We start from the raw sequence: 11,303 nt of genomic DNA on the forward strand, positions 1-11,303 counted from the left end.
ACAAAACTCAGGCGGTGGTGGCTGCCTCCTTGGGCTTCAGGGCGTAGGTCGATATCACCGCAACCACAGCGGTCACGATGAAGGTCATGAGCCTTGCCGAGACGACCTTCTCAAGCCCCGAGCTGATCCAGAAGATGGTGAACAGCAGTCCCGTTACGATGGTCGGCGGGACGGCCCTTCCGTGGAACCTCTTCCAGAACAGCGTCATTATGGCTATCACGGAGAAGGTGTCGCCTATTCCAGCCCAGGTGTAGCCGACGATGGTGTAGATGAGCTTTGAGGGCACGAGGTATGCGGTAACGAGTGCTATGACACCCAGGGCGACGGTGGTGATCCTCGAAAGCTTGAGGCTCCTCTTCGGGTCGAAGTCCTCCTTGTAGACGAAGGGCTTGAGCAGGTTCTCCGAGAGCTCGGTGGCGGAGAGTATGAGCAGAGAGTCAGCCGTGGAGAGCATGGCCGCTATGGCACCGGTTATGAATATCGCCGCGAGGAATGGCGGGAACAGCTTCAGCATGACCGAGGGCATGACGGCCTCCTGGTCCTCGAGGCCGGTCGGGCCGAAGATGGCTATTCCAATCCATCCTATGAAGAGGGCACCGATGTAGGCCAGTATGGTCCAGCTGACGCCGACGTTCCTGGCGAGTTTGGCGTTCTTCTCGTCCTTGATTGCCATGAACCTGATGCTGAGCTGGGGCATTCCACCGAGGTAGCCGAAGAACCAGGAGAACTCGGCTATGACAAAGACGAACGCGGCGCCGTCGACGAGGCCGCCGAGGATTGTGGAGTACTCGGGCCCGGACATCTCCAGGGCGCTGGAAACGGAGTGGGCGAAAACATCCGGGTGGTTGGCGATGTAGACGAGACCGACTATTGGCGCTATGGTGAGGGTGAGTATCATGACTATCGCCTGGACGGTGTCCGTGTACGCGACGCTCTTGAGGCCTCCGAGGACGGTGTACGGCAGAATTATCACCGCGGTTATCAGCATTCCTATCTTTGGATCAACGCCGAAGAGGGCGTTCAGCGTCTTTCCGCCGCCGAGGAACTGGGCGCCGACGTAGAAGAAAAAGAAGAACACCACAGTAACACTGCCAAGGATTCTTATCCACTTCTCGGCGTCGGAGTGGCGCCTGGCGATGTAGTCGATGAACGTTGTTGCATCGTACTTCTCTGCCTCCCTCCTGAGCCTTCCGGCGAAGACGGTCCACGCCACGATGATACCGGCCACACAGCCAACTGCAACCCATATCGCCGAGAGACCTGCGGCATAGGCGAAGCCCGGGAGGCCCAATAGTGCCCACGCGGATTCACCTGTGGCGCGCTCTGAGAGCGCCGCTATCCAGCCCGGAAGCTGCCTGCCCGCGATGGCGAAGTCCTTGCCGCTCTTTGCCTTCCGTCCCTGATAAACTCCGAACCCTATCAAAAACGAAAGGTACAGAACCAGAACAATCAGTATTTGAGTCTGGCCCTCCACTATTGAATCACCGCTCATATTCAACACTGTTCATGTTTATAAACCTTGCCCTTTTTTGTACAAAGATGTATTTTTATGTCCTATGGAGGCACATTCTGTTACATTGTACTTCAGTTACTACCTCTGTTACCATACTCTACAGCCCTCGTAATTTGGGCTGTGGGGGAGTGGCCGTACCGTTCGGTGACGGTTGCCCCGGCCACAACCCGAAAGACTTAAGTTAGTCCAGGTTATTATATCCGCGGGGGTGGTTTCATGGTGAAGGTGAGGTTTCTGGGCCACGCTGCCTTTCTGATAGAGGGGAGCAAGAAAATCCTGATAGACCCGTTCCTGACGGGCAATCCTGCCGCCGCAGTCAAGCCTGAGGATGTTGAGGCGGACCTGATACTCGTGACCCACGCCCACGGCGATCACATCGGTGATGCGGCGGCGATAGCCAGGAGAACCGGGGCGAAGATAGTCGCCATGTACGACCTAGCCAACTACCTCGTTGAGAGCGAGGGCGGCATAACCACCATCGGCATGAACTACGGTCCGACGGAGGTTGACGGGGTCAAGATCGTCCAGGTTCCGGCCTGGCACTCCAGCAGCGACGGCAAGTACAGCATAGGAAGCGCCTGCGGCTACATAATCGAGCTTGACGGCGTCAGGATTTACCACGCCGGTGATACGTTTGTCTTCAGGGACATGGAGCTCTTCGCCGAGCTCTACGGGCCGATAGACGTTGCCCTGCTTCCGATAGGCGGCCACTTCACGATGGGAATCCGGGAGGCAGCAAAGGCAGTCGAGTTCCTGAAGCCCAGGAAAGTCGTGCCGATGCACTACAACACCTGGCCCCCTATAGCGGCGGACCCCGGGGAGTTCAGGAGGCTTGTTGGGGACAAAGCTGAAGTTGTAGTCCTTGAACCCGGCGAAACCCTGGAGCTTTGAAAAACCTTTTAAGGGCCTTTTCCTACCCTTTTTTCAGGTGATGGAATGGTTAAACGGGCCGTTGCTCTGACGCTCATCCTGCTGGTGTTCTCATCCTTCATGCTTCCTCTCTCCTCCGCACAGGATACGAAGGAGGGGCCAAAGTACGACCTTATAATCGTGAGAAACGATGATTTAATCGATTATATCATTGCTCTCCCCTACGCCAAGATGCTGGACGTCCCGATACTGCCCGTGAACCGCGAGGAACTCGACCCTGGAACGATCGCCCAGCTCCAGAGCTACGCCCAGTTCGGCTGGAACCACGTCCTTATAATCGGTGACTCACAGGCCATCAGCGACAGGGTTCAGGATGAGCTCCTTAAGATGGGCTTCATAGTCGAGAGGATAGGCGGCGCGGTCAGGACGGAAACGGCGGCAAAGCTGGCGCTGCACTTCTATCCCAACGGACACGACACGGTCGTCGTCGCCAGCTCCAGCGACTACGGCTCGGCCCTCGCTGCAGCGAGGTGGGCCATGATATACGGTTACCCCTTCCTCCTGACCCAGGAGGATGCCCTCTCCGACTCAACCGCCGACGCCATACAGAAGCTCCACCCGGATCTCGTCGAGCTCATGGGCGCTGGCATGTCCAAGGACGTCCAGAGGAAGATAGAGGCGATGGGCTACCAGACCTACTGGGTCCGTGAGAACCTTGAGATAGAGATACCCTCCCAGCCCAAGGAGACCAACTGGGTGATGATAGCGGCCGCGGTGCTGCTCTCACTGGCCGTGGCGGTTCCGGTTTCGCTCTACTACGCCAAGAAGAAGTGGTTCGCCAACAGGGTGCCCATAGAGGTGCTGACCGAGAAGGAGCGCATAGTCGTGAACGCCATACTCGAAAAGGGCGGTACGGTCAAGCAGGAGGAGCTGCCGGAGCTGACGGGCTACTCGAGGCCGACGATAAGCAGGATCATCCAGGAGCTGGAGAAGAAGCAGCTGGTCGAGAGGGAGAAGGTTGGGAAGACCTTCATCGTGAAGCTCACGAAGGAAATAATAATCAGGGACTAACGGTCGGAAAGCCCTACCGCTCATCACTTTTTTCAGCCCTGGCTGTTCTCCTCATCCCGCGGGATGTTCAAGAACCGAAACTGAGAAAATGGCGGAAGAATAGGGAATCACTTCCTGAACAGGTGCCCGTGGGCCCTGTTCACGTGCCTGGTGTAGTCCTTGGATGTTCTGAAGAGCATTCCGCAGCGCGGGCAGCGGTAGTAGCGGGTGCCGTCGCGGTCGTGGAATATAACCGCCTTCAGCTCCGCCACTTCCACCACCTCCGGACCTAGGTGAGAAAAGTCCTTTTAAAATTTTACGGAGGGATAGGGGAGGAGAGGGGAATCAGACCCATATCCTGTTGCCCTTCACCTTCAGGTAGCCGAGGCTCTGGAGCTCCTTGAGGAAATCCTCTATTGCATCTTCGTCGAAGTATATGTTCATCCTCTCGCGCTCGCCCTCAACGACTATCGGCTCCCTCTCCATTATGGCCTCCATCAGTTCGTTCTTGCGCCTGTGCCTCCCGGCCAGCTCCAGTATGACGTCCGCCAGAACCGAGCGGGCTATGCCGTCGAACATCGCCTCGACCACGCTTTCCTCCGTGGCGTACTCCTTCGCTATCTCAAGCGCCTCTTCGATCAGCTCCCTGTCGACCTCCATAACCTCGACGAAGTATCTCTTTTCGAGGGTGTACTCCGTCACCATGCCCGTTTTGAAGCGCTCCTCGACCTCCTCCAGGTACTCCTCGATATCGTCTATGGAGAAGCGCAGCTCCGCTCTGAGGAAGTCAAGGGGGACCATTTCGTTCAGAACGAGCGTTCCATCTTCCTCGGCAACGGCCCCGGCCTCCATGAGGGCCGTGACCACTATCAGCTTTCCGAGGTCCGACTCGTCAAAGAGCCTCTCCAGGCTCTTTTTCTCTCCTACTTTCCAGTCTCGGGTTATCTCTTCGTACGCGAATCTGAGCTCATCCAGGGCGGCCTCAACGGGCTCTATCCCCTCCGCTTTCTCAAGAAGCTCGGCGTAAGTTCCCTCTATGACGACGTAGTGTGATATCTGGGGGGAAACCTCCTCCCGGGTTCTGTTCATTATCCCCGCCCTGCTCAGCTCCCTGGAGAGGGCGTTCATATCCTCCCTGCTAAGGACTTCCAGCCTCAATCGCCTCACCGAAAAAAGAACGGCAAAATGGTTATAACCTTTAGCCCCCGCTTCCCTCCACCAGTCCGGAGAGGAGGGCTTTCAGGGGTTTGTTGCTGAGCCTCCCCGCCGTCTCCCTAACCTCCTCCACCAGCTCCGGGGAGTAGTTTGAATAGAGGTAGAGTGCGTAGGCCATGAGCTTCGGGTCCCCCTCGGCCATCTCCTCCACAGAGCCCGCAAGAACCGGGTTGTTCAGCAGTTCGTCGGCTATGGCCCGCATCGTCTCCCGGTCATCCTTTTCGACGGCCTCCCTCAGCGGCCGGTAGAACCGCGTTAGAACGTCCCTTGCGAGCCGTTCCCTCTCCTCGAACTCCTCCATCGGGGTTTTCGGCTTCTCCCTCCCGCTCCAGAGCAGGTACACCGCGGGCGCGGCCAGGAGAACCAGGGCGATGACGATGTAAGGGAGCAGGGGGACGTTGAAGGAGTAGGGGAGGCGGGTCCTCATGAGGAGCAGGGCCAGAGTTCCGATGAGCATCCAGACCCCCATGAAGACGAGGTAGTACACCGTGTAGTCCTTCCTCTGGAGGGCGCGGTACCTCACGGGAGCGCCTATCTCCTCCAGGTATCTAATCCTGTCCTCCGCCAGTTGAATTTCCGCTTCGAGGCGCTTTATGCGCCTGTCTATCTCGGCGAGGACTTCTTCCTTCCCCATTATCGTTCACCCACCAGCAGGCGGGCTATCTTCTCACTCACCACGCTGAGTATGGCCTCTCCCTTCTCGGCGGTGGCGAGGGATGGGTCGTCGTTCACCCCGTCGGGGAACAGCTCCAGACCGATGTCTCTCCTTATGCGCCTTACCTTTGATTTGCTCTTCTCTCCTGCGGCCCGCTCCATCTTAACGAGCTCCGGCCTTATGGCCAGGATGACCGAGGTCTCGTCCTGGCCAGCGTGCCCCTGGCTCGAGCATATCGAAAGAACGTCCTCCCTGAAGTCTATCCACCAGTTGATGAGCCAGACCTCAACATCGGGAAACTCCTCGGCCACCTCTTCCGCCGCCAGAACCAGCGGCGAGTAGTTGCCGCCGTGCCCGTTGAGGAGGACTATCCTTCTGAACCCCTCGGCCGCAAACTCGCGCATTATTCCGTGCATGTATGCTTTGAAGGCATCGCCCCCCACGTTTATCGTTCCGGGGTAAACGTTGAGAACGAACGTGTGTCCGTACCAGACTGGGGGGGCTATCAGAACATCGCGGCCAAGCTCCCTGACCCTCTCGTCCACGCGCTTCGCTATCTCGAGCGGGGCGAAGGTGTCGGTCCCCAGTGGGAGGTGTCTCCCGTGGGCTTCAACGCTCCCAACGGGGATAACAACGGTATCAACCCGTCGTTTAACCCCATCAAAATCCGGCCAGGTGAGTTCCTCCATTCTCATGAGTGTTCCCCTTAAACACTTTGCAGTGCATCCTCATAAGCCTTTTCTACGCTCTCGGTAACCCTCCTCCATGAGTAGCGCTCCTCGACGGCTTTTCTTCCGTTGCTTCCAAACCATCTCCTGATGCCCTCGTCGAGGAGGAGTTTTTGAATTGCGTTCCTCAGCTCGAGTTCGTTGCCCGGGGAAACCAGAAGCCCGCTCTCGCTGTTTCTGATTATCTCCGGGATTCCCCCAACGTCCGTGGCAACCACTGGAACCCCCGCGGCCATGGCCTCCAGGATTACTATCCCGAAGGCCTCCGCCGTGGTGGAGGGAAGCACGAAGACGTCGGCCATGCCGAAGAGCCTCGGGAGGAGGGAGCCGTCAACGTATCCCAGGAAACGAACCCTGTCCTCTATCCCGAGAAACTTCGCCTGTGCCCTCAGAAACGGGAGCATCTCTCCGGAACCCGCCATGACGAGCGTTGCGTCGGTTATTCCTGAGAAGGCGTTTAAGAGGACGTGGGGGCCCTTTCTCGGCGACATCCTGCTCACGTAGAGGACAACGTCTCCCTCGATGCCGACCTCCTCCTTAACACGCTCCTTTTCCCTGTCGCTGAGGGGCCTGAAGACGTCATCGTCCACTCCGTTAGGGATGACTCTCACCGGAGCGTCAGTGAAGTGCCTTATGAACGCCTCCGCCGCCCTGCTGACGGCTATTATCTCGTGGGGATACTTCAGGTACCTGCTGAAGAGGGGGAACGTCAGACCGAGGGCCTCCCAGAGCCTGGATTCGTGGGCGAAGGAGATGCTGTGGGTTGTGAGGATGGTGGCCTTTCCCATCTCCCTGCCTGCCTTCGCGGCCTTAAGGGCCAGAGGGGTGAAGGCGTGGTGCGAGTGGATAACGTCGAAATCCTCCAGGAACTCGTTTAGCTCTCCCGTGGATTTCAGGCTGTAGGAGAGGTTCACCTCAAGGACCGGGCTGATGACCCCTGGGATTTTTATGAGTTCAATCCCCTCAGCCTCCAGCTCTTTCTCCTTCCCCGTTTTCCTGTCGTTCGTGACTATCGCGACCTCGTGGCCCCTCTCACTGAGCTTCAGTGCCAGGCTGTGCATGTGGCTCGCGACGCCGCCCACTTTGGGGTAGTACCAGTCACTCACCAGCGCTATCCGCAATCAGACCACCCCTGATGCCCTGAAAATCAGGACCGCGACCATCGCAGCGTCCATCAGCCTGTAATTGGTGCGGAGACCGTAAATTGTGGCCCCGAGCAGACCCAGGGTTGGTTGGACTCCCGCGAGGGCCAGACCTACCGCCCCGGCCGAAAATGCGATGACGAGGGTTTCGGAGAGCCCTTTGCCGATGACTATCGGCGTCGTCCTGAGGCCGGCTTTGAGGTCGCTCTCGTAGTCCTCAAGGTGGTTCCTCAGCTCAAGGGCGAGTGAGTAGAGGAACACCGCCGCGGCGATGCCCCACTCCTCCACGGTGATTGAGCCGTCGAAGTAGGCCCCGTAGAGGAAGGGCAGGGCCCCGAAGAATGCCCCGTGGGAGAGGACGTCCACCACCGGCCGCGCCTTGAGCCTCGGTGGGGCCGAGTAAGCGGTTGCCAGCAGGATCATCGATGCGTACACCACCAGCTCTCCCGCCCCCAGCCTGCCGGCAAGCCCCAGTCCCAGCAGCGCCATGGCGAGGGAAGAGGCAATCCCCGCCCCAAAGCTCAGCTCTCCGCTGGCCACGGGGTTTTTCTCCCTCTTTCTCGGGTTTATCGAGTCGGTATCCGCGTCAAAGCAGTTGTTTATCGCGAAGGCATAGGCCACGTAGAGGACGAGCGAAATCAGGAACATGACCAAACGGGTGTAATCGGGGCTGTTCTCCAGACTGAACGCGAGTCCCAGGAGCCCCATGCCTACGAACGCCCGCCCATCGGGGATTCGAGCGTTTCTGATAACCGCGCGGAGCATGGTTGTACCTCCAAAAAGGTTTTAGAAAAGCCGTCAGGCCCTCTCAAGGAGGTCCCTGACGTACTTCGGCATCTGGAAGAGCGTCTCGTGCCTCTCCGGGTCGTAGTAGTAGAGGCCGAGCTTTTCTGCCCGCCTGGTGTCCACCTTTCTGAAATCAATGTCGCCCTTAACCCCCACCAGAAAGCTCCAGGGCGAGGCGTAGCCTATCACCGGGAAGCTGAAGTAGTAAACCCTGTCGAAGACCCTCTTCATCGCCCTGTAAGCATCGAGGAGCTCGTTGGTGAAGAGGTAGACGCTCCCGGCCTGGGTGATGTAGAGCCCTTTCTCGTTGAGCTTTTCGTAGGCCGAGCGGTAGAACTCCTCGCTGAACAGGAGCTTCGCCGGACCAACGGGGTCGGTGGAGTCCACTATTATGGCGTCGAAGCGCCCGTCGCTCTCCCGCAGGTACTTTACGCCGTCGCCGATTATGAGCTCGGCCCTCGGCTCCTCCCCCTTCAGGAGCCTGTCGAGGAGGTCCTTCGCCACGTCGAGGTAGATGTATGAGGCCTCCACCACGCCGTCGTCTATCTCCACCATCGTCGCCTTCTCCACCGTCCCGTGCTTGAGGACCTCCCTCAGCGTGCCGCCGTCGCCTCCCCCTATGACGAGCACTCTCCTCGGGTTCGGGTGCGCGAGCATGACCGGGTGAACGAGAACCTCGTGGTAGCTCTCCTCGCCGACCTCAACGAGCTGAACCGTCCCGTCGAGGACGAGCAGCTTTCCGAAGCCCTCTGTTTCGTAAATCTCAAGGCGCTGGTACTCGGTCTGCGTCTCAAATAGGCGCTGCTTGACCTTGAAGCCAACGCCGTAACCGCGAGGGTACCATTCGATGAACGCCCTTTCCTTCTCGTTGTATCCCATGAGTCTCACCGCCCTTAGGTAGGGCACGGGGTTTTAAAGCTTAAGGTTCTTTCCCGCCGAAAAAATTTTTATAAGAGTTCCCCGGGACTACGGGTGATGAATCCGAAAATAAGGCGTGAGCTTGCTCGAAAGCTTGAACTTGTGAGGGATGAGATCGAGGATGGATTCCAATACGGCGTCCCCCACATAGTAGGTGAGATAAGAAACGCCCCTGACGATGACGGTTATCCGAATCTGAGTCTCTCGGTAGTGGTCTTTGAGAACGCGAGGTACAGCTTCCTTCTCCGGGAGGATGGGCGTGCCCTCTTTATGTATCCCGCGGAAAATTCGAACCCCAGGAGGCTGTTCTTCAATCTCTGGCGTTTTCTGGATGGTAAGGATCACAGTGGAGGTCGTTTTGAGCCGGGAATGCACCTCAGGGGCATATTGAGAAGTGCCATTCAAAGGGCTGGGTTTGAGGTTCTGTGGATGAACGTTCGTCCGGCTGGAGATGGCGAGTACATAGACGTCTGGGCGGTGAAGGACGGGGTCAGGTACAACATGCTTTTCGAGAAAATCTCCTCCGGGGAGTACGTCCTCCTGGAAATTGAGAAAGTATGAAAAAAGGGCTCAGTAGGGGAACATCACCACGACGGCCAGCGCCGCGGCGGGCTTGTCTTTGACGGTTATGCTAGCGCTGGCGACCTTAAACTCCGCCAGCTTCCAGCCGCGGACGGCGAAGCCCTCCTCAACCATCTTCCTTACCATCTCTTCGGCCTCTTCCTTCGTGCAGTAGCCGCTGTACTCGTAGATGAGACCGCCCTCGTTGTTCTCGCTGATGCCGATTCCAAGGGCGGCGCTTATGGTCATCCCCGGCTCGTCGCTCTCGATGTGGGCGTAGACCGTCGGGAGGAGCATGCCTATGGGGACGTCGTGAACCTCGTCGATCCACTCTATGTGCGCCGGAATGACGCTGCTCAGCCTGACGAGGTTAACGTTCCCTATGCCCAGCTTGAGGAGTGCGTTGTCAAATGCGTTCAGCTTGGTTCCGCCCTCTGCGGCGGCGGCACCTATAAAAGCCCTCTTGGGAGTTGTCCAGCTCATCTCAGCTTCCTCCTTTCTTCTCTCACGTATATGGCGATTATACGGCAAAGCAACGGTTCACTTACTCGCTACTCTGCGGGCGGCTTAAAAACGTTTCGCTATATCTGAAAGGACCTCTGATGGCCCGCCTCGTGGCCAGACCTCAGAGGTGAAGCAGGATTGAGCACTATGCGGCACTGCTGGACCTCTTTTTCTGATGGTGGTTCACGACCCTTCCGAGGGTTGCGGAGGCGAATATGCCGAGCACGCTGGCCAGGGATGCCATGGCGTACATGTGCTCGCTTAGAACTCCCGAGACGAAACCCACCTCGCCGATGAGGAGGCCGAGGACACCGAAGCTCGCTATGCCGGCGCCCCTGACGAGGCTCGTGGAGAGATCTGTCTTTCTCACGGCCAGAACCGACAGCGTTAGCCTCACCGCGTATATCGCGGCGAAGAACTCCATCACCACGAAGGACAGCTCTGTTTCGAAGTTCAAACCACGCCAGGCGAAGAATATCGGGGCGAAGATTCCGTAGGTGACTCCGCTGACTATCGTGGTCAGCCTGTCGTACTGCTTGGTACCGACGAGGTCGCTGTGCATCATCAAACCGGCGAGGAAGCCGCCTATGCTGAAGTGCATTCCTATCTCCTCGCTGATGAATGCGAGGGATGTGGAGAACACCATGAACAGTCCGAAAACGGCCTCGTCGCTCTTGAGCCTGCGGAGGAAGCGTATTATGCGGACCTTCTGCTTTATGCCGAGGAGGTAGTTGATGTAGAGCAGGGTCCCCACGAAGGCGAGGTCCTTCAGCACGCTCGACAGTATCGGCCCGTAGTCGCCGGGGTTCTCGTTAAACCTTATGACCATGTAAACGAGGAACAGACCGAATATCTCGCTTATCACCGCGTAGGAGAGGGCCACGTGGAGGAAGTCGCTTCCGAAGAACCTCTTGAGCCTGAGCACTATCGGGGCCGATGCTATTGACAGTATTGCCGCGGTTATGACGTTGTCCGGGCCGACGCGTCCCCCGGTGAACGGAATCGTCGTGAGGAACATCACCCCGTACGTGAGGATATAGAGGGGCAGGGTTCTCCTCCCCGCGTAGTGAAGCTCCTCCGGGGTCACCTCCAGGCCCGCGGATATCATGAGGAAGAACAGGCCCAGCTCCGCCAGCAGGGCCATCTGGTCCCTGGGCATGTCTATCAGGATCGCGCTCAGGATCATTCCCGCGGTGATTTCGCCGAGAAACCCCGGGTAGCCCAGCCTCTCGAATCCCTCAGCCAGGAGTCTTGCGAAGGCTATGATTACGAAGACGTACCCTATGATTTCCATGGCCTCCATTACGTGCGGGATGTTAATAATTTTTCTGCCGGCAACCCTTTTATTCCCGTGCGGAGAG

At 57.9% G+C, this 11,303-nt stretch carries 13 protein-coding genes; 3 read left to right on the top strand and 10 right to left on the bottom strand.

What is annotated here, in order from left to right:
- Positions 1-7: 7 nt before the first annotated feature.
- On the bottom strand, positions 8-1,492 hold the full coding sequence (locus E3E42_RS10200) for a sodium/proline symporter (RefSeq protein WP_206206101.1): 1,485 nt from the start codon (positions 1,490-1,492) through the stop codon (positions 8-10).
- A gap of 237 nt (positions 1,493-1,729) precedes the next feature.
- Between E3E42_RS10200 and E3E42_RS10205 the strand changes: the two genes are divergently transcribed.
- Together E3E42_RS10205 and E3E42_RS10210 are read left to right on the top strand one after the other, a co-directional pair.
- Positions 1,730-2,404 (top strand): metal-dependent hydrolase, encoded by a 675-nt coding sequence (locus E3E42_RS10205; RefSeq protein WP_167904473.1) that lies wholly within the window; start codon positions 1,730-1,732, stop codon positions 2,402-2,404.
- Positions 2,405-2,449: 45 nt separating this feature from the next.
- Complete coding sequence (locus tag E3E42_RS10210; protein WP_167904474.1) at positions 2,450-3,454, top strand: cell wall-binding repeat-containing protein; 1,005 nt, start codon at positions 2,450-2,452, stop codon at positions 3,452-3,454.
- Positions 3,455-3,561: 107 nt separating this feature from the next.
- On the opposite strand, the gene E3E42_RS10215 is transcribed toward E3E42_RS10210, so the two are convergent.
- The 7 genes from E3E42_RS10215 to speE all read right to left on the bottom strand — a co-directional run bounded on the left by E3E42_RS10215 (position 3,562) and on the right by speE (position 8,838).
- Positions 3,562-3,714 carry a nucleotide-binding protein gene (locus tag E3E42_RS10215; RefSeq protein WP_240703224.1) on the bottom strand — a complete coding sequence of 51 codons (153 nt, stop codon included), beginning with the start codon at positions 3,712-3,714 and terminating at the stop codon, positions 3,562-3,564.
- Between the two features lie 64 nt (positions 3,715-3,778).
- Positions 3,779-4,591, bottom strand: a complete 813-nt coding sequence (locus tag E3E42_RS10220) for a hypothetical protein (RefSeq protein ID WP_167904578.1) — start codon at positions 4,589-4,591, stop codon at positions 3,779-3,781.
- A gap of 40 nt (positions 4,592-4,631) precedes the next feature.
- A complete protein-coding gene (locus tag E3E42_RS10225; protein ID WP_167904475.1) occupies positions 4,632-5,282 on the bottom strand; it encodes a hypothetical protein in 651 nt (216 codons plus the stop codon).
- A complete protein-coding gene (locus E3E42_RS10230) occupies positions 5,282-5,998 on the bottom strand; it encodes a creatininase family protein (RefSeq protein ID WP_167904476.1) in 717 nt (238 codons plus the stop codon). Before E3E42_RS10230 ends, E3E42_RS10225 begins: the two co-directional genes overlap by 1 nt.
- A gap of 11 nt (positions 5,999-6,009) precedes the next feature.
- The gene (locus tag E3E42_RS10235) at positions 6,010-7,152 is read right to left on the bottom strand and encodes a glycosyltransferase family 4 protein (protein WP_167904477.1); all 1,143 of its coding nucleotides are present in this window, start codon (positions 7,150-7,152) and stop codon (positions 6,010-6,012) included.
- The gene (locus tag E3E42_RS10240; RefSeq protein ID WP_167904478.1) at positions 7,153-7,938 is read right to left on the bottom strand and encodes a UbiA family prenyltransferase; all 786 of its coding nucleotides are present in this window, start codon (positions 7,936-7,938) and stop codon (positions 7,153-7,155) included.
- A 33-nt stretch (positions 7,939-7,971) separates the two neighbouring features.
- Positions 7,972-8,838 (bottom strand): polyamine aminopropyltransferase, encoded by an 867-nt coding sequence (gene speE / locus E3E42_RS10245; protein WP_167904580.1) that lies wholly within the window; start codon positions 8,836-8,838, stop codon positions 7,972-7,974.
- A 96-nt stretch (positions 8,839-8,934) separates the two neighbouring features.
- Here speE and E3E42_RS10250 point away from each other — a divergent pair, with 96 nt between their 5' ends.
- Positions 8,935-9,438: a hypothetical protein gene (locus E3E42_RS10250; RefSeq protein ID WP_167904479.1), complete on the top strand. Its 504-nt coding sequence runs from the start codon at positions 8,935-8,937 to the stop codon at positions 9,436-9,438.
- 9 nt (positions 9,439-9,447) lie between these two features.
- Here the strand turns inward: E3E42_RS10250 and E3E42_RS10255 are convergent, their stop codons facing one another.
- Both E3E42_RS10255 and E3E42_RS10260 read right to left on the bottom strand, forming a co-directional pair.
- Positions 9,448-9,921, bottom strand: a complete 474-nt coding sequence (locus tag E3E42_RS10255) for a pyruvoyl-dependent arginine decarboxylase (protein ID WP_014013405.1) — start codon at positions 9,919-9,921, stop codon at positions 9,448-9,450.
- 166 nt (positions 9,922-10,087) lie between these two features.
- Positions 10,088-11,236, bottom strand: coding sequence for a cation:proton antiporter (locus E3E42_RS10260; protein WP_167904480.1), 1,149 nt, complete (start codon positions 11,234-11,236; stop codon positions 10,088-10,090).
- Between the last annotated feature and the right edge of the window lie 67 nt (positions 11,237-11,303).

Source organism: Thermococcus sp. JdF3 (genome assembly GCF_012027495.1).
Classification (GTDB): Archaea; Methanobacteriota_B; Thermococci; order Thermococcales; family Thermococcaceae; genus Thermococcus.